20 protein-coding genes are annotated in these 17,575 nt (G+C 73.9%); 16 read left to right on the top strand and 4 right to left on the bottom strand.

Annotated elements, in window-relative coordinates; translation table 11 throughout:
* The first annotated feature begins 25 nt into the window (after nt 1-25).
* From ACSTA4_RS10515 to ACSTA4_RS10445, 15 genes are all read left to right on the top strand, one after another.
* Nucleotides 26-520: a flavin reductase family protein gene (locus ACSTA4_RS10515; protein ID WP_444963362.1), complete on the top strand. Its 495-nt coding sequence runs from the start codon at nt 26-28 to the stop codon at nt 518-520.
* A complete protein-coding gene (gene aroH, locus ACSTA4_RS10510) occupies nt 517-873 on the top strand; it encodes a chorismate mutase (protein WP_444963361.1) in 357 nt (118 codons plus the stop codon). Before ACSTA4_RS10515 ends, aroH (ACSTA4_RS10510) begins: the two co-directional genes overlap by 4 nt.
* Before the next feature lie 49 nt (nt 874-922).
* On the top strand, nt 923-2,371 hold the full coding sequence (locus ACSTA4_RS10505; RefSeq protein ID WP_444963360.1) for an FAD-binding oxidoreductase: 1,449 nt from the start codon (nt 923-925) through the stop codon (nt 2,369-2,371).
* Between the two features lie 32 nt (nt 2,372-2,403).
* The gene (locus tag ACSTA4_RS10500) at nt 2,404-3,618 is read left to right on the top strand and encodes an acyl-CoA dehydrogenase family protein (protein WP_444963359.1); all 1,215 of its coding nucleotides are present in this window, start codon (nt 2,404-2,406) and stop codon (nt 3,616-3,618) included.
* Nucleotides 3,619-3,665: 47 nt separating this feature from the next.
* A complete protein-coding gene (locus ACSTA4_RS10495; RefSeq protein ID WP_444963358.1) occupies nt 3,666-4,652 on the top strand; it encodes a methionyl-tRNA formyltransferase in 987 nt (328 codons plus the stop codon).
* The gene (locus ACSTA4_RS10490; protein WP_444963357.1) at nt 4,649-5,227 is read left to right on the top strand and encodes a quercetin 2,3-dioxygenase; all 579 of its coding nucleotides are present in this window, start codon (nt 4,649-4,651) and stop codon (nt 5,225-5,227) included. The genes ACSTA4_RS10495 and ACSTA4_RS10490 overlap by 4 nt, the downstream gene beginning before the upstream one ends.
* Complete coding sequence (locus ACSTA4_RS10485; protein WP_444963356.1) at nt 5,224-5,976, top strand: SDR family oxidoreductase; 753 nt, start codon at nt 5,224-5,226, stop codon at nt 5,974-5,976. Before ACSTA4_RS10490 ends, ACSTA4_RS10485 begins: the two co-directional genes overlap by 4 nt.
* Nucleotides 5,977-6,074: 98 nt before the next feature.
* Nucleotides 6,075-6,671 (top strand): TetR/AcrR family transcriptional regulator, encoded by a 597-nt coding sequence (locus tag ACSTA4_RS10480; RefSeq protein WP_444963355.1) that lies wholly within the window; start codon nt 6,075-6,077, stop codon nt 6,669-6,671.
* 145 nt (nt 6,672-6,816) lie between these two features.
* On the top strand, nt 6,817-8,046 hold the full coding sequence (locus tag ACSTA4_RS10475; protein ID WP_444963354.1) for an MFS transporter: 1,230 nt from the start codon (nt 6,817-6,819) through the stop codon (nt 8,044-8,046).
* 156 nt (nt 8,047-8,202) lie between these two features.
* Nucleotides 8,203-9,585, top strand: a complete 1,383-nt coding sequence (locus ACSTA4_RS10470; protein WP_444963353.1) for a class II 3-deoxy-7-phosphoheptulonate synthase — start codon at nt 8,203-8,205, stop codon at nt 9,583-9,585.
* Nucleotides 9,582-9,953, top strand: a complete 372-nt coding sequence (aroH, locus tag ACSTA4_RS10465; RefSeq protein ID WP_047869121.1) for a chorismate mutase — start codon at nt 9,582-9,584, stop codon at nt 9,951-9,953. Before ACSTA4_RS10470 ends, aroH (ACSTA4_RS10465) begins: the two co-directional genes overlap by 4 nt.
* Nucleotides 9,950-11,059, top strand: coding sequence for a prephenate dehydrogenase (locus ACSTA4_RS10460; RefSeq protein WP_444963352.1), 1,110 nt, complete (start codon nt 9,950-9,952; stop codon nt 11,057-11,059). The genes aroH (ACSTA4_RS10465) and ACSTA4_RS10460 overlap by 4 nt, the downstream gene beginning before the upstream one ends.
* Nucleotides 11,060-11,157: 98 nt before the next feature.
* A complete protein-coding gene (locus tag ACSTA4_RS10455; protein ID WP_150254920.1) occupies nt 11,158-11,550 on the top strand; it encodes a DUF2267 domain-containing protein in 393 nt (130 codons plus the stop codon).
* A gap of 183 nt (nt 11,551-11,733) precedes the next feature.
* Nucleotides 11,734-12,063 (top strand): ArsR/SmtB family transcription factor, encoded by a 330-nt coding sequence (locus ACSTA4_RS10450; RefSeq protein WP_212640584.1) that lies wholly within the window; start codon nt 11,734-11,736, stop codon nt 12,061-12,063.
* The gene (locus ACSTA4_RS10445) at nt 12,060-12,539 is read left to right on the top strand and encodes an SRPBCC family protein (protein ID WP_416028678.1); all 480 of its coding nucleotides are present in this window, start codon (nt 12,060-12,062) and stop codon (nt 12,537-12,539) included. Before ACSTA4_RS10450 ends, ACSTA4_RS10445 begins: the two co-directional genes overlap by 4 nt.
* 102 nt (nt 12,540-12,641) lie before the next feature.
* On the opposite strand, the gene ACSTA4_RS10440 is transcribed toward ACSTA4_RS10445, so the two are convergent.
* Nucleotides 12,642-13,466, bottom strand: a complete 825-nt coding sequence (locus tag ACSTA4_RS10440; RefSeq protein WP_444963351.1) for a universal stress protein — start codon at nt 13,464-13,466, stop codon at nt 12,642-12,644.
* Between the two features lie 47 nt (nt 13,467-13,513).
* Here ACSTA4_RS10440 and ACSTA4_RS10435 point away from each other — a divergent pair, with 47 nt between their 5' ends.
* Nucleotides 13,514-14,989, top strand: a complete 1,476-nt coding sequence (locus tag ACSTA4_RS10435; RefSeq protein WP_444963350.1) for a potassium/proton antiporter — start codon at nt 13,514-13,516, stop codon at nt 14,987-14,989.
* A 59-nt stretch (nt 14,990-15,048) separates the two neighbouring features.
* Here ACSTA4_RS10435 and ACSTA4_RS10430 read toward each other — a convergent pair whose 3' ends face one another.
* The 3 genes from ACSTA4_RS10430 to ACSTA4_RS10420 form a co-directional block, all read right to left on the bottom strand.
* Nucleotides 15,049-15,609: a hypothetical protein gene (locus ACSTA4_RS10430; RefSeq protein ID WP_444963349.1), complete on the bottom strand. Its 561-nt coding sequence runs from the start codon at nt 15,607-15,609 to the stop codon at nt 15,049-15,051.
* A 188-nt stretch (nt 15,610-15,797) separates the two neighbouring features.
* Nucleotides 15,798-15,926 (bottom strand): MFS transporter small subunit, encoded by a 129-nt coding sequence (locus ACSTA4_RS10425; protein ID WP_019610327.1) that lies wholly within the window; start codon nt 15,924-15,926, stop codon nt 15,798-15,800.
* 84 nt (nt 15,927-16,010) lie between these two features.
* On the bottom strand, nt 16,011-17,378 hold the full coding sequence (locus ACSTA4_RS10420; protein ID WP_444963348.1) for an L-lactate MFS transporter: 1,368 nt from the start codon (nt 17,376-17,378) through the stop codon (nt 16,011-16,013).
* Between the last annotated feature and the right edge of the window lie 197 nt (nt 17,379-17,575).

Below are 17,575 nucleotides of genomic sequence, written 5' to 3'. Positions count from 1 at the left end.
ACCCAGCTGACGAAGGGCACCACGGATGAACACGCAGACCCCCCAGGCGCACCCGCCCGACCTCCGCTCGGTCATGCGCCTGTTCCCCACCGGCGTGGCGGTCCTGACCTCGGGCAGCGGAGCCGAGGCCGTGGCCACCACGGTGAACTCGCTGATCTCCGTCACCCTGGACCCTCCCACGGTCCTGGTCTCCCTGCACGAGACCTCCCGCGCCGGCAGGGTCGTGGACGCCACCGGAGGCTTCTGCCTGAGCCTGCTCTCCGGCGGCCAGGAGACGCACGCACGGCTGTTCGCCGCCTCCGACAAACCCCGCGGCGAGGCCCTGGGCCCCTACTTCACCACCACCCCCTCGGGCTGCCTCGTCCTGCGGGGCGCCCTGGGCGGGCTCACGTGCGAGACCACCTCCGTCCGCGAGGAGGGCGACCACCGCATGTACACCGGGCGGGTCAGCGCCACCCACCTGGGCGACCCCGCGGACGGCGCGCTCCTGTTCCACCAGGGGCGGATGGTAACGGCGTGAACCCCGTGCTGCGCGCGGTGCGCGGCGGCACCGGTGTCGCCGGTGACACCCGCGAGGCGATCACCGCGGCGACCCTCGCCATGGTCCGCGGGGTCCTCGACCTCAACGGGCTCTCCCCCGCCGACGTGGCGTGCCTGTGGTTCACCGTGACCCCCGACCTGACGGCGGACGTCCCTCCGCTGGTCCTGCGCGAGCACCGCCTGCTCGACGACGTCCCGGCGCTGTGCGCCGCCGAGCCCGTCTGGGACGGCGCACCGCGCCGCACCGTCCGAGTGATGGCGCTGGCGCGCATGAAGCCCGGACACGAGGTCCGCCACGTCTACCTCGACGGCGCCACACGCGACCGCCCCTGAGACGCCCCCGCCCCCACCCCCACCGACGACCGCAGCCGGGGAGACCGCTGTGACCGACCACGCCCTGTCCGACCTCCGCAGACGGATCAGCTCCGTGCTGGGACCCGACACCGACCGCGTCCTGGGCCCCGCGCCCGGGCACGCCAACGTCTCCGGCTTCGCCACACGCGACACACTGGCCGTGCTGCGCCCCACCCGCGCCGAGCAGGTCCCCGCGCTCCTGCGGGCCCTGGACGACGCCGACGCCCCCTCCCTGTACGCGGTCTCCACCGGCCGCAACTGGGGCCTGGGCTCACGCGAGCCGGTCGGGGACGGCGCCGTACGCCTCGAACTGCACGGACTGGACCGCGTCCGCCGCGTCGACACCGACGCGGGCTGGGCGGTGATCGAGACCGGCGTGACCCAGCGCCAACTGTCGGAACAGCTGGCCGGTACCGGCCGCATGCTCAACGTCACCGCCTCCTCGGCGCACACCAGCGTCCTGGGCAACGCCCTGGACCGGGGCGTGGGGCTGCGCCGCCAGCGCGTCCACGACCTCGTCGGCCTGGAGGTGGTCCTGCCCGGGGGCGAGGTGGCGCGCGTGGGCTGGTGGCCCGGCGAGGGGGGCGGTGCGCCCAACCCCCACGGGCTCGGACCCTCCCCGCTGCACCTGTTCACCCAGTCCGACCTCGGCGTCGCCGTCGCGGGGGTGGTGCGCCTGCCCGTGCGTCCCGAGGTCCAGCGGGTGCTGCGCCTGACCTTCGGGCCCGCCGACCTCGGCGCGGCCGTGGACGTCTTTCGCCGGTGGCAGGGCCAGGGCCTCTTCCAGGGGGTCCTCAAGGTCTACGACACCACCTCCGCCTCCTCCTACGGCACCGCCGCCTCCTCCGGATACCTGGCGCACCTGAGCGTCGGCGGCACCGCCGAGTCCGTGGAGGCCCTGCTCGCGGTCCTGGCCGCCGAGGCCGAGGCCGCCAAGCTGTTCACCTCCGTGCTGCGCTCCGACCAGGACCCGCCCGAGCCCTCCGACGTGGTCTCGCGCGTGGTCGAGGCCGGGTACGCGGGCGACGTCTCCCACCACGAGGAGATGCTGCGCTCGGCCGTGGGCCGGAGCGCGGCGGACGTGGACACCCTGGGCGGCGGCTGGATCTTCTTCCTGCCGCTGGTCCCCTACACCGGCCGGGACGTGACCGCCGCGCTCGCGCTGCTCGACTGGGTGCACGCTCGCACCGGGCTGCGCCCGGGAGCCACCGTCAACGCCCTGGACCCCGACGTGGTGGACCTGGTGGTCTCGCTGCGCTTCGACCGGTCCGACCCGGACGAGACCGAGCGCGCCCACCTCGGGCTGGACCTGCTCCACGAGTCCTTCGCTTCCGCGGGATACCTGCCCTACCGGCTCGACGTGGACCACGCGTCCCGGACCGACTTCCTCGGCGACCCCGCCTCCCGTGCCCTGATCCGCACGATCCGCACCGCCCTGGACCCGCGCGACGTGATCGCGCGCGGCCGCTACTCCTGAACGACGACGACCACGGAGAGGAACACCCCCTGATGAGCACGACCCTGGCCACGGGCACGGCCCCCATCTCCACCGCCGGCACAACCATTCCCAACAGCTTCGAGGAGATCCACGCCGCCGTCGTGGCCCTCCAGCCCCTGCTCAGGGAGCACTCCGCCCGCATCGAGGAGCACCGCAGGCTTCCCGCCGACGTCGTGGAGCTGCTGCGCGGCGCCGGTGTCTTCCGCGCCGCGGCGCCCGCCTCCTGGGGCGGCCCCGGCCTGACCTCGGTCGAGCAGGCCCGCGTGGTCGAGGCCGCGGCCTACGGCGACGTGTCCGTGGGCTGGTGCGCCATGATCGGCATGGACTCGGGCATCTACTCGGGCTTCATCGACCAGGACACGGCCCGGCGGGTCTACCCGTCCCTGGACCTGGCCCAGTCCGGCTGGATCTTCCCGCAGGGCAACGCGCGCCGGGTCGAGGGCGGCTACCTCGTCTCGGGCCGGTGGCGGTTCGGCTCGGGGATCACCCACTGCGACGTGCTCGCCGCCGGGTGCACCGTGCGCGACGACGAGGGCGAGCCCGTCATCGACCCCCGCACCGGCAAGCCCGAGTGGCGGATCGCGCTGGCCTCCCCCGACGAGTACGAGATCGTCGACACCTGGCACACCACGGGCCTGGCCGGCTCGGGGTCGCTGGACTACGCGGTCGAGGAGCTGTTCGTGCCCGCGGAGCGCACCTTCGCCTTCAACCGGCCGGTGCGCACCGGACCGCTGCACGACGCCCCCGACGCGATCCTGCGCAAGATGTCCGGCGTCCCGCTGGGCCTGGCCCGTGCCGCCCTGGACCACGTGCGCGGCCTGGCGCCGGGCCGCATCGACCGCGAGACCGGCCTCCCCTGGCCCGCGGACCACCGCGTGCAGCAGGCCGTGGCCCAGATGGAGATGGAGCTGGCCGCCGCCCGCGCGTCCGTGTACTCCACCCTGGAACGCCAGTGGGAGGCCCTGGAGCTGGGAAGCGAGCGCGACGTCGACGCCCGCGCGGAGACCGCGCTGGCCCGATACCACGCCTTCCGCACCGCGCGCTCGATCGTGCACCGGTTGTTCGACCTGGTGGGCGGCGCGTCGGTCTACCGCGACCGGTCCCCGATGGACCGCTGGCTGCGCGACGCCAACACCATGTGCCAGCACGCCGTGGCCCAGGACTCCATCCTCCAGCTCACCGGGAACATCCTGCTGGGCGGCGAGTCGACCTCGCCCTTCCTGTGAGACCCCGCCCCGCGCCACGGACCGCCCCCCACGCACAAGGAGCAGTGATGCCCGAGACCGCACGCGTCGTCCTCTTATCCGAGGTCAACTCCAAACTCGGTTCCCCCTTCCTCGACATGCTCCACCACCACCCCCTGATCGACCTCGCCGCCGTCGTGACCAGCCCTCCGGGCAAGGTGTGCGACTACTTCGTCAGCGACGACCAGCAGGTGGACCTGGAGGGCCGGGCCGAACGCCTCGGCGTCCCGGTCCTGCGCCCCGGGAGCGTGAACTCCCCCGACACGGTGGAGGCGCTGCGGGCGATGGCCCCCGACTACCTGGTCGTGGGCAACTTCCAGCAGGTGCTCAAGGCCGACCTGCTCTCGGTCCCCCGCGTCACCTCGGTCAACTTCCACCCCAGCCCGCTGCCCCGCTACGCCGGTCTCGCGCCCTTCTACTGGATGGTGCGCAACGGCGAGACCGAGGGCGCGGTGACCGCGATCGAGATGGCCGAGGGACTGGACACCGGTGCCATCCTCGCCCAGCACGCCACCCCGCTGACCGGCCGGGAGACCGCCCTGGAGCTGCGCACCATCCAGGAGCGGGCCAACGTCCTGATGCTGCTCGACCTGATCCCGAGCCTGGCCCGGCGGACGCTGACCCGCGTCCCTCAGGACCCCTCGGAGCGGACCTACTTCACCCGGCCGGGCGCCGACCAGTACCGGTTGGACTTCACCTACACCGCGCACAAGGTCTCCTGCCACGTACGCGCGGGCTACCGGCACCCGGGCGCGTTCGCCCAGACCCCCGAGGGCGAGACGGTCACCATCCTCTCCGTCACCGGCGGCGGCCCCGCCCCGGACGGGCCGCCGGTGCCCGGCCTGGTGCGCACCTCCCCCGAGGGGGTGTTCGTGGGCTGCCGGGACGCCTGGCTGCGCGTGCTCACCATCGACCAGGACGGGCAGGAGGCGCCCGCCCAGGCCGGAAGGGTGCTCAGCGACGGGCGGGTGCTGTCCGCCTCCGCCGTCCCGGAACGCAAGGGGGCCCCGGTATGAGCGTGCCCGAGGAACTGCTGACCACGCCCGCGCCCGAGCCGGGGGTCGTGTTCCGCGCCCGCGGCGAGGGCAGGACCGTGTGGCTCAACGGCGACGTGTACACGGTCAAGGCCTCGGGGGACGAGTCCCGGGGCGCGATGACGCTCATCGAGGCTTCCGTCCCGCCGGGGGGCGGGCCGCCGCTGCACACGCACGACGTCGAGGACGAGGCGTTCTACGTCCTGGACGGGGAGCTGGAGATCTACGCCGGTGAGCGCACCTTCCGGGCCCGGGCCGGGGACTACGTGTTCATCCCGCACGGGACCGTCCACGGGTTCCGCAACACCGGCACGCATCCGGCGCGCCAGCTGCTGATCTTCACGCCCGGGGGCTATGAGCGCTTCTTCCTGGAGGCGGGGTCCCCGGTCGTGGCCGCGCGCCCGGCGCCGCCGCGCGACCCGGCCGACGACGGCAGGATCAACGACGTCGGCGAGAAGTACGGGTCGGTCCAGATCCAGTTCACGCGGGGGCGGACCGCCGACGCGCGCGCCGACCTCGCCCACCACACCGACACGGAGCAGGAGATCAGGGTATGAGCGGCGTCCTCGAAGGCAGGCGGGCACTGGTGACCGGCGGAGGCCGCGGGATCGGGGCGGCCATCGCCCTGCGCCTGGCCCGCGACGGGGCGGCGGTGGCGATCAGCTACCGCGCCGACGCCGAGTCGGCCGCGGCCACCGCCGCGGCCATCGCCGAGCGGACCGGCGGCAAGGCGGTGATCGTGCAGGCCGACACGGGCGACGCCCGGGACGCGGAGCGGGTCGTGGACGAGGCCGCCGAACTGCTGGGCGGCCTGGACATCCTGGTCAACAACGCGGGGGTGCTGGACCCCTCCTCCGCCGTGATCGACGACCTGGACCCGGCGGTCGCCGCTCGCGTGCTCGACGTCAACGTGCGCGGCCCCCTGCTGGCCTCCCGCGCTGCGGCGCGCCACCTGGGCGAGGGCGGACGGATCGTCAACCTCGGCTCCTGCGTGGGCGAGCGCGTCCCCGGCGCCGGGTACACCGTCTACGCGACCTCCAAGGCCGCGATCACCGGTATGACCAAGGCGCTGGCCCGTGACCTCGGGCCGCGCGGCATCACGGTGAACGAGGTGGCCCCGGGCGCCACCGACACCGACATGAACCCGCAGGACGGGCCCAACTCCGCGCCGCAGAAGGAGGCGTCGCCGCTGGGCAGGTTCGCGACTCCGGAGGAGGTCGCCGAGGCGGTCGCCTACCTGGTCTCCCCGTCCGCGGGGTTCACCACCGGCGCCCGGCTGGGTGTGGACGGTGGTCGCAACGCCTGACCGGGCGCGGGCCGCCGGGGCCGCCGGCGGCCCGCGCGCCTCTCACGGATCCCCGATTTTTTGTGACGAGCCATCCATAAAGTGGTACCGTCTGGACCATGGGGAGACCACGCCAGTTCGACGAGGAGCAGGTGGTCCGGGCGGCCTGTCGCGAGTTCTGGGCCAAGGGGTTCGACGGGACCTCCACGGCCGACCTGTGCCAGGCGACCGGACTGACCCGCAGCAGCCTCTACAACACCTTCCACTCCAAGGAGCACCTGTTCCGACGGGCGCTCTCCTACTACGTCACCACCATGACCGCGCGGCAGGGGTCCGTCCTGGACTCCACCAAGGGCAACGGACTGGACCGGATCGGTTCGCTGCTGACCGTGATCGTGGAGGACGAGACCGACAACCGGGAGAACGGCCGCGGGTCGGGGTGCTTCACCGTCAACACCATCACCGCGGTGGCCTCGCGCAACCCGGGCATCGCCCAGGTGGTGGAGGCGGACCTGCACAAGCGCCTGTCCTCACTGCGCCTGACCGTCATGGACGGCCAGCTCGACGGTTCGATCGCCGCCGACCGGGACCCCGGTGACCTCGCCTGGTACGTGACCTCCCTCATCTCCGGGATGAGGGTCGCGGCCCAGTCGGGCGCCGGGAGAACGGTGCTGGAGGGCATCGCCTCCAGCGGGATCGAGGCACTCAGGCCCTGACCCCGGGACCGACCGGCCAACACCCCCGACCAGCACGTCCGCGCTGACTCCCCCGACCCGCGTCGGCGCGGCCGCGCGCCCGCGTGCGTCTCCCCGTGCGCCCTAGTTTTGTTCTGATCAATTCAAAACTCAGAAGGAAGCTCCGATGCCCAAGTCCGTCTACCTCATGGCGCTCGGCATCTTCGCCATGGTCACCAGCGAGCTGCTCGTCGGTGGACTCATGCCGCAGATGTCCGAGGACCTGGGGGCCACCATCCCGCAGATCGGCTACCTCATCACCGCGTTCGCACTGGCGATGGCGCTCGGCGGTCCGCTGGCGACCCTGTCGGTGCTCCGTCTGCGCACGAACCACGCCCTGATGGTGCTCTTCGCGATCTTCTTCGTCGGCAACGCGCTGGCCGCCCTGTCCACCTCCTACTGGCCCATGCTCGTGGCCCGCGTGGTCACCGGAGCGGCCGCCGGAGCCTTCTTCGGCGTCGCCCTGTCGGCGGTCGCGCAGGTCACCGCGCCGCACCTGCGCGGGCGCGCCACCGGTGTGGCCCTCCAGGGCCTCATGGTGGGCACCCTGCTCGGCCTGCCGCTGTCCACGCTCATCGGCGGCCAGTTCGGCTGGCGCGCCGCCTTCGCCGCCGTCGGCGTGCTGACCGTGGTCGTGGCCGCGGCAACCATGCTCGCCCTGCCGCGCCTGGAGAAGGCCGAGGAGGCCGGGGCCCTGCGCTCCGAGCTGGAGGTGTTCCGCCGCCCGCGCCTGTGGACCATCATGGCCACCTCCACGCTCATCATCGGCGCCACCTTCGCGGCGTTCTCCTACTTCACACCGATCCTCACCGAGGTCACCGGGTTCTCCCGCGACATCGTGCCGCTGCTGCTCCTGGGCTACGGCGGGGCCACGGTCATCGGCAACATCGTGGTCGGCCGCCTGGCCATGTCCCACACCGTGACCGTCATCGTGGCCGGTCTGGCGCTCAACACGGTCTTCCTGGGCGTCTTCGCGCTCTTCGCGGACCTGCCGGTCCCCGCCCTGCTGGCGATGGCGGGCATCGGCCTGGTGGGCATCACGCTGAACCCCGCGATGATCACCCGCGTCCAGCGCGCCGGGAACCCGCGCGCCCTGGTCAACACCGTCCACTCCTCGTTCATCACCATGGGCGTGGTCGTCGGCTCCTGGATCGGCGGCATGGGCATCGACGCCTTCGGCCTGCGCGCACCGCTGTGGGTCGGCGTCGTCCTGGCCCTGCTCGCGCTGCTGGCCATGGTGCCCGCGGCCCTGACCGCGCGCAGGGTTGGCCACGAGGCCACCGACCTGTACGTGCCGCCCCAGACCGCGCCGAGGCCGGTGGAGGAGGACCGGGCCGCCCACCCCACGGGGGCCTGACACCGACCGGGTGCCGCCTCCCGGACCCGGGGCGGCACCCCCTTTCCTCTCCCCCCGCCCCACCACCACCACCGGACCGCCCGCGCCTCCTCGGCCCCGTCCCCGCCGAGCCCCGCCACCGCCCCGTGCCGCCCCTCCCCCACCCCCTTGTGAGGCATGGCCACCATGAACCCCGAGCAGAGCACGACCACCGTGGACGACTGGCGTTCCCTACCCGCCGAACAGCAGCCCGACTGGCCCGACCCCGCAGCCCTCTCCGACACGCTCACCGACCTGGCCTCCTACCCGCCGCTGGTCTTCGCGGGCGAGTGCGACCAGCTCAGGACCCGCCTGGGCGCCGTGGCGCGCGGCGAGGAGTTCCTCCTCCAGGGAGGCGACTGCGCCGAGGCCCTCGACGGCGTCTCCGCCGACCAGATCAGGAACAAGCTCAAGACGCTCTTCCAGATGGGCGCCGTGCTCACCTACGCGGGCTCCGTCCCCGTGGTGAAGGTGGGCCGCATCGCCGGGCAGTACAGCAAGCCGCGTTCCAGCCCCACCGAGACCCGTGACGGGGTGAGCCTGCCCTCCTACCGCGGCGACGCCGTCAACGGACGCGCGTTCACCGCCGAGGACAGGCGCCCCGACCCCGAGCGGCTCAAGCGCGCCTACCACGCCTCCGCGGCGACCCTGAACCTGGTGCGCGCCTTCACCACCGGCGGCTACGCCGACCTGTCCCAGGTGCACGCCTGGAACCGCGACTTCGTCCGCGACTCCCCCGCCGGACGGCGCTACGAGCGCCTGGCCCGCGAGATCGACAACGCGCTGGCGTTCATGCGGGCGTGCGGGGTCACCGACGCCGAGGCCGTGCGCACCACCGAGTTCTACTCGTCCCACGAGGCCCTGCTGCTGGACTACGAGGCGGCGCTGACCCGCGTGGACTCGCGTACCGGCGGACTCTACGCCGTGTCCGGGCACATGGTCTGGATCGGCGAGCGCACGCGGCGGCTGGACGGGGCGCACGTGGAGTTCGCCTCGCGCATACGCAACCCGGTCGGGGTCAAGCTCGGCCCCGGCGCCGAACCCGACGAGGTGCTGGCGCTGGTGGACAGGCTCGACCCCGAACGCGAGCCCGGACGGCTGACCCTCATCACGAGGATGGGCGCCGGACGCGTCCGCGACCGCCTGCCCGCGCTGGTGGAGAAGGTCACGGCGTCCGGCGCGCGGATCGCGTGGGTGTGCGACCCCATGCACGGCAACACCTTCACCGCCGGCAGCGGGCACAAGACCCGGCGCTTCGACGACGTCCTGGACGAGGTGCGGGGCTTCTTCGAGGTCCACCACGCCCTGGGCACCCACCCCGGCGGCATCCACGTGGAGCTGACCGGCGACGACGTGACCGAGTGCGTGGGCGGCGGGAGCCGCATCGGCGTGGACGACCTGCGGCGCCGGTACGAGACCGCCTGCGACCCGCGCCTGAACCGCAGCCAGTCCCTGGACCTGGCCTTCCTGGTCGCCGAGGTTCTGGGAGAGGCCCGCCGGGCGGGGGAGGCGCGCCGATGAACGTGTGCGCGGTACGCGGAGCGGTGCAGCTGGACCGCGACGAGAGGGAGCACCTGCTCGCGGGGGTCCGCGAGCTGCTCACCAAGGTCCTGGACGCCAACGGCATCGGCGGCGAGGACCTGGTGAGCATCCTGTTCACCTCCACCTCGGACCTGGTGAGCGCCTTCCCGGCGGAGGCGGCGCGCGAGCTGGGACTGCTGGACGTGCCCCTGATGTGCGCGCGGGAGCTGGACGTGTCCGGAGCGCTGCCCCGGACGGTGCGCCTGATGGTGCACGCGCGCAGCGGCCTGGCCCGCGCGGACGTCCAGCACGTCTACCTGGGCGGAGCCGCGTGCCTGCGCGAGGACCTGGAGGGCGGTGCGCCGTGATCCGCACCATGGCGGTGGTCGGCACGGGGCTCATCGGAACGTCCGTGGCGCTGGCCGCGGGACGGCACGGGGTCGCCGTCCACCTGATGGACCGGGACCCCGCCGCGGCCCGCACCGCCGCCGCGCTGGGCGCCGGAACCGTCGGCGCCCCGGCCGAGGCGGCGGACCTGGCCGTGATCGCGGTGCCGCCCAGCATGGTCGGCGCCGTCCTGGCCGAGCAGCAGTTGCGCGGCCTGGCCCGGGCCTACACGGACGTGGCCAGCGTGAAGTCCGCGCCCGGCCGGGACGTGCTGAGCGCCATCGCGGACCCGGCGACGTTCATCGGCGGCCACCCCCTGGCCGGACGGGAGCGGGCGGGTCCCCTGGCGGCCCGCGCGGACCTGTTCGAGGGCCGTACCTGGGTGCTCACGCCGACGGCGGCCACCGCGCGGCCGGTGCTCAACCGGGCGCTGGAGATGATCTGCCTGTGCGGCGCGGTCCCGGTGATGATGGACAGCCAGGCCCACGACGACGCGGTGGCGCTGACCTCGCACGCACCGCACGTGGTGGCGAGCCTGATGGCGGCGCGGTTGCGCGGCGGGACCGAGGAGGCCTTCCGCCTGGCCGGGCAGGGGCTGCGCGACACCACCCGCGTCGCGGGCGGCGACCCCCGGCTGTGGACCGACATCCTGCGCGCCAACTCCGGGCCGCTGGTCGGGGTGCTGCGCGACCTGCACGAGGACCTGTCACTGGTGCTGGCCTCCCTGGACGTGCTCTCCCGCTCCGGTCCGGGGCAGGGCGCGCGGGAGTCGGGCCGGGTGCGCGACCTGTTGGACCGGGGCTCCCAGGGTCTGGGGCTGCTCCGGGAGCAGCCGCCGGGCGGGGCGCGTCTGCGGGTGGCGGTGGAGGAGGCCCCCGGAGAGCTGGCACGGCTGCTGGCGGTGCTGGACGAGTCCGGCGTCACCGCCGACGACGTGTCCGCCTCCTGGGACCACGACACCCTGACGGCGGAGTTCGCGGCGCCGGCCACCGCCGCCGGACCGCTGCTCAGGCGGCTGGGGGCGGAGGGCTGGACGGCCGGGTACGCGGATCTGGCGACGGACTCCGGGGTCGGCGCCCTGCGCTGAGGGCGCCCCGCACGGGCGGACCCGCCCGCTCCCCGGTGATTGCCTCCGCCGGGGAGCGGGCAGGGGACCCGGACATCCGCCACCACGTGGAGGTCGAGATGCACTACGACGAGTTCCTGAACGAGGTCCGCGAGCTGGGCGAGTACGCCGATCGCGACGAGGCCGAGCAGGTCAGCCGCGCGGTACTGGGCGTGCTGGCGCCCCGGCTCCAGGCGAACGGCGCGGAACACCTGGTCGCGCAGCTGCCCGACGAACTGGGCGAGGCGATCCAGCAGGGCGAACTGCTGGAGGCGGAGTCCTTCGGTGTGGAGGAGTTCCTCACCCGGGTGGGCGCCGCCACCGGGGCCCGGCCCCGGACCGCCGAGTGGGACGCCAGCGCCGTGCTCACCACCGTCTCCCGCCGGGTCACCGGGGGCCAGCTCAACCACATCCTCAGCCAGCTCCCCTCCGGCTACGCCGCGCTGTTCGGCAAACCGGAGCTGAGCGGCTGACGGGCGGCTAGACCGCTCCGGGCCCCGTCGGGCGCTCCCGGCGGGACCCGGGCCCTCCGGGCAGCCGGTCCTCCGGACGGCCGTCCGGCGCCGCCCCCAGGCAGGCCGGGACCCTCCCCCGGGGGAGCGCACTCCCCCGTTGATGCCTTGACGGTTATATAATCACTCAGGCATACTCAACACATGCCCGATCTGTTCGCCGTCCTGGCCGAGCCCAGCAGGCGCCGCATCCTGGACGCGCTGCGCCGCAGCGAGGGCCTGCTCGTCAAGGACCTGGTCGCCGGGCTGGACATGAGCCAGCCCAACGTCTCCAAGCACCTGCGCGTGCTGCGCACCGCCGGGCTGGTCTCCGAGACCGCCGAACGGCAGGGGCGGCGCTACCGCCTGCGGGCCGAGGCGCTGCGCGACCTGGACGACTGGCTGCGCCCCTACCGGGCGTTCTGGACGGACCGGCTGGACGAACTGGGCGAGTACCTGGACTCCACGCACCCACAGGAGGGGCAGCAGCCATGAGCACCGAGGTCCGCGTCGGGACGAGCACGTCCGGCGCTCCCGTACTGCGCTTCACCCGCCGCTACCCGCACCCGCTGCCGACGGTCTGGGCCGCGCTGACCACCGACGAGGCGCTCAGCCGGTGGTTCCCCTGCCGGGTGGCGATCGACGCGCGCGAGGGCGGCGCGCTCACGCTCACCTTCCCCGGAGAGGAACCGGAGACCGCGCCGATCACCGAGTTCGCGCCGCCGCACGTCCTGGCCTTCCGCTGGGACGGCGAGGACCTGCGCTGGACCCTGGAGGAGGACGGCGACGGGTGCGTGCTGCGCCTGTCCAACACCGTCGCCGACCCGGCATGGACGGCCAACACCGCGGCGGGGTGGGACGTGTGCCTGCGCACGCTCGCCGCCGTGCTGGACGGACGCGCGGAACCGGCGCAGGCCGGTCCCGACGAGGCGCTCATCGCGCACTACCGCCAGACCCTGGCCGCCGACTGACGCACCGGTCGCGCGGGGACGCCGACCCCCGCGCGCTCCGGGGCCGGGCCCCCCGCGCCTCGCGGGCGGCGTTTGCCGGTCAGTGCGTCGGGGAGCGCGACCTCAGGACGAGCGCGTGAGGAGGACGGGGCGGGGGCTGGCCGCGAGGATCCGCGAGCTGACGCTGCCCAGGACGAGCTTGGGAATCCCCACCCGGGCGCGGCTGGCGAGCACCGCCAGGGCGCCGGGGCGGCGGTGGAGCAGCCCGGTGATGTCGCCCGCGGGGTCGGCGCCGGTCAGCACGGTCGTGCGCACCGCCAGGCCGTCCGCCTCCAGCCTCCGCGCGGCCCCCGACAGCCGCGCCCCGGCCACGGCCGCCCCGCCGGGCGAGGCCACGTGCACCAGCTCCACCTCCAGTCCGAGCTGGCGGGCCCACCCCCGCCCCAGGACGAGCGTGTCGGCGTCGCGGGAACCGCCGTCCAGGCACACGAGGGCGCGGCCACCGGCCCCGCCTCCCCCGTCACACAGGTACCCGGGACCTATCATGAGCACCGGGGCGGCGGCCTGGCGCAGCACGTGTCCGGTGACACTGCCCGCCACCAGGCGTGAGAACCGGTCCCGGTCGTGGGTGGCCATGCACACGACCGTTCCGGGCTGCTCGGCGACCGCGTCGACGATCACGTCCCCCGGCCAGCCGGAGCCGACCATGGAGACCTCGACGCGGTCGTAGTCCAGGCCCGCGGCGATGGCGTCGACGTCCTCGACCCACGCGCGGTTCACGCGGTCGCGCACGGTCAGCAGTTCCAGGGGGACCCGCAGGACGCGGGCGGCGCGCAGCGCCGGGCCGAGGGCGGCCGCCGCACCGGCGGTGCCGTCCAGGGGCACCAGGAACCGGGTGATGGCGCGGGCGGGGGCCCGTGCGGTGCCGTCCTCACCACCGGCGGCCATCGGCACTCCCCCCCTCCACCGCGTCCCAGAGCCGACGACGGGGGACCATGACAGTACACCTGCCCGCCGACGGGTGGATCCTGGCGGCCGGACTCCTGTTGGTGGCGGCGATCCTGGCCTCGGGCTTCGCCAACCGCATCCGGCTGCCCGGCCTGCTGCTGTTCCTGGCGCTGGGCATGCTCATCGCCGACGACGGGCTCGGGCTGATCCGGCTGGACAACCCCGAGGTCGCCCAGATCGGCGGAGCCGTCGGGCTGATCCTCATCCTCTTCGAGGGCGGCCTGACGACCAAACCCGGGGACCTGAGGCGCGCCGCCGCGCCCGGGTTCGCGCTGGCCACCGTGGCCGTGGCGGGCACGGCGCTGATCCTGGCGACGGGCACGTACCTGCTGCTGGACGTGCGCCCCCTGACCGCCCTGCTCATCGGCGCGGTCGTGGCCTCCACCGACGCCGCCGCGGTGTTCGCCATGCTACGGAGGGCCCCGCTGCCCCGCAAGGTCGCGTCCCTGCTGGAGGTGGAGTCCGGCGCCAACGACCCGATCGCCGTCCTGCTCACCATCGGCCTCATCGCCACCTGGCAGGACACGCCGTCCCCGGCCGAGTGGGCGCTGTTCGCCCTCATGCAGCTGGTCGGGGGCCTGGTCGTGGGCGCCGCGGCGGGGCTCGCCGGAAGCTGGCTGCTGACCCGCATCAACCTGGGCCCGGCGGGGGTCTACCCGGTGCTGGCGCTGGGCGTGGCCGGGGTCTCCTACGGCGCCGCGGCGCTGGCGGGCGCCTCCGGCTTCCTGGCGGTCTACGTCACGGGGCTGGTCGTGGGCGCCCGCGCGCCCCTGCACCGGCGGGGCATCCGGACCTTCCACGAGGGCCTGTCCAGCACCGCCGAGGTGGGGCTGTTCCTACTGCTGGGGATGCTGGTCTTCCCCTCCGACCTGCCGGGGGTGGCGCTCCCGGGGCTGGCCGTCAGCGCCGTCCTGGTGCTGGTGGCCCGTCCGGCGACGGTGGCGCTGTGCCTGGTGTGGTTCGACTACACGTGGCGGGAGATCGCCTTCGTCAGCTGGGTGGGGCTGCGCGGTGCCGTGCCGATCGTGCTGGCCACGTTCCCGTTCGTGGCCGGGTACCCCGACGGCGCCCTGATCTTCGACATCGTCTTCTTCGTCGTGCTGGTCTCCGCGGCGGTGCAGGGCACCAGCATCCGCACCGCCGCGGGCCTGCTGGGGCTGACCCGGGGCGGGCACTCGCTCGAACCCGTGGTGGCGGACGTGCCCATCAGCGACCTGGGCACCGAGCTGATCGAGGTGCGCGCGGCGCCGGGGCTGTACATCGTGGGCCGGCTGCTCGGGGAGCTGGAACCGCCGCACGGCCTGGTCACCACGATCGTGCGGGGCAAGCGGGTGCTGGTGCCCTCGGCGCACACCCGGGTCCGTGAGAACGACCTGCTCATCGTGGCCATGCCGCGCCGTCCCGACGCCCAGAGGCTGGTCACCGCCTGGGCCAAGGGCGAGAACACGGGCGGGGCCGGATAGCGAAGCCCTGAACCGGTCCGGGGCGGGTGCCGGGGAGCTGGGTCCGGCCGCTCCCCGGGTCAGGACGGGCCGCCCCGGGAGGCGTTCCCGGGGCCGTCGAGGTAACGGCGCAGGCGTCCGAGGATCAGCGGATTCTCCGCGCCCCGGCGACGGTCGGGACGCCGGGGCTCCCCTCCGTCCCGGCGGTGCGCCTCCTGGAGCGGGTCCCCGACCGGTGTGGCGTCGGCCGCGTCTGCGCGCGTTCGGCGCCACACCGGGATCGCGACAGCGATCCCGGGGATGGCTGAGACCAGAACCGAGTAGAAGGGCAGCCAGTCGACGAACTGCTGCACGACCACGGCCACCGGCATCATCAGCAGAACGGCGCAGGCGGCGGGGATGATCGCCTGGAGCACCCACCTGCGGGGGACGGCCCGGCACAGCACGGCGGCCAGGAGCGGCGTAGCGATCCAGGAGGCCTGCCGCGGTGCTCCCGCCGCGTTCAGGCCGAGGATCAGCGCTACCGTCCCGGCGAGGACACCCAGGACGAACCCGAGGCCGACGGCACGGCGCCTCGTCCGCTCGCGAGGCGTCTCCTCCCGCTGCGGTCCTTCCTCCGCTGCCCCCTCGGGCCGGTCCACGCTCCACTCCCCCGCTCTCCACTGGCGGCCGGTCGGCCGCAGGACCCGTCGTCGCCCGCGGGCACACGGCCGGGATTCCCGGAGGGGAGCGTGCGAAACGCCGGCCGCCCACCGCTCCCCGCGGGGGTGGAGCGGTGGGCGGCCGACGCGGCGGCGTACCGCCTGGCGGGCTCGCGCGGAGCCGTCCCTCAGGAGGCGAAGAGCGCCGCGGCGTCCACGGCGGTCTGCGCCACCCCGTAGGCCAGGGCGGCGAGCACGATCACCCACAGCAGGATCGCGGTGACGGTGGAGGCGTTGGTGGTCCGGTTGCCTGACATGTGTGGCCCTTCCTCGGTGACCGGTGAGGCGTGTGTTGGGTTCCGGGGGCGGTATCCGTCGCGGACCCGCCCCCGGTCTCGGGCTCAGCCGCGCCCGGCGACGCGTTCCCGGTCGCGCTGGTGGACCCGCTCGGGCAGGGGCCGGACCAGCATGTTCGCGAGGAAGCCCACGGCCATGACGCCGACCATGACGTAGAGGGAGAGCCCGTAGAGCTCGGCCCCGTCGCGTCCGGCGGCCAGCTGGGCGTCGGCGATGACGTTGACGATCATCGGCCCGGCGACCCCGGCCAGCGACCAGGCGGTGAGGAGCCTGCCGTGGATGGCGCCCACGTTGAAGGTGCCGAACAGGTCCTTGAGGTAGGCGGGCACCGTGGAGAAGCCGCCGCCGTAGAAGGACAGGATGACGCCGGTCAACGCCACGAACAGCACGATCGAGCTGGTTCCGGCGATGGCGATCAGCAGGTAGAGGAGCCCGCCCAGGCCGAGGTAGCCGATGTAGACGCGCTTGCGGCCGATCGCGTCGGAGGCCGAGGACCACACGAGCCGCCCGAGCATGTTGCACAGGGAGAGGAAGCCGACGTAGCCCGCCGCCTCGGCCGGGCCGACCCCGGTGAAGAACTCCTGCACCATGGGCGAGGCCTGCTCCAGGATTCCGATGCCCGCGGTGACGTTGCAGAAGAGCACGGTCCACAGGAGCCAGAACTGCGGGGTGCGCACGGCGGTCTCCACCGACACCCCCTCCAGGGCCGGTGGCGTGCTGGCGGAGGCGCCCTCGGGCTCCTCGGCAGCGGCGCCCCGGGGCCGCCAGCCCCGCGGCGGGACGCGCACGGTGAAGGCGCCCAGCATCATGATCACGAAGTAGACCGCGCCCAGGGTGAGGAACGCGGGGGCGATGGCGTCCGCGGGGGTGTCGGCGTAGCGCCGCAGGAGTTCGGAGGACAGCGGCGAGGCGATGAGCGCGCCGCCGCCGAAGCCCATGATCGCGATGCCCGTGGCCAGGCCGGGCCGGTCGGGGAACCACTTGATGAGGGTGGAGACCGGCGAGATGTAGCCGATGCCCAGGCCGAGCCCGCCGAGGACGCCGTAGCCGAGGTAGACCAGCCAGAGCTGTCCGGTCGCCACACCCAGCGCGGCGACCGCGAACCCGCCGGACCAGAACAGGCCGGAGACGAACATCGCCTTGCGCGGGCCGTTGCGCTCCACCCACTTGCCGCCGAAGGCGGCCGACAGGCCGAGCATGACGATGGCGATGCTGAAGATGACCCCGATCGCGGTCAGCGAGGTGTCGAACCGCTCGACCAGCGGGTTGCGGAAGACGCTGAACGCGTACACCTGGCCGATGGACAGGTGTACCGCCAGGGCGGCGGGCGGGATGAGCCACCGGCTGTAGCCGGGTGGCGCGATGCTCCTCTCGTAGTCGAGGAACGAGGTCAGGGGACTGGTGCGCGTCATGGATCCCGCTTCGTGTTCTGCTTGTCGCGGTGGGGGCGCGGACGCGGGGGCCGCTCCTGCCGGTCCGGGATCATCCCGGGGTCGCCGGGAACCGGGCTGGGCGGGGTGTTCCACCCTTTCGGGAGCAGCCTCCTCACGGAGAGTGATCGTGCGAATGTCGAACGTCTGTGCCGGAAGCGAACTTATGTGATGAGGGC

The sequence above is a fragment of the Nocardiopsis sp. M1B1 genome (assembly GCF_052466615.1).
Note: the sequence above shows the minus strand (reverse complement) of the source record. Positions and strands in the feature narration are given on the sequence as shown.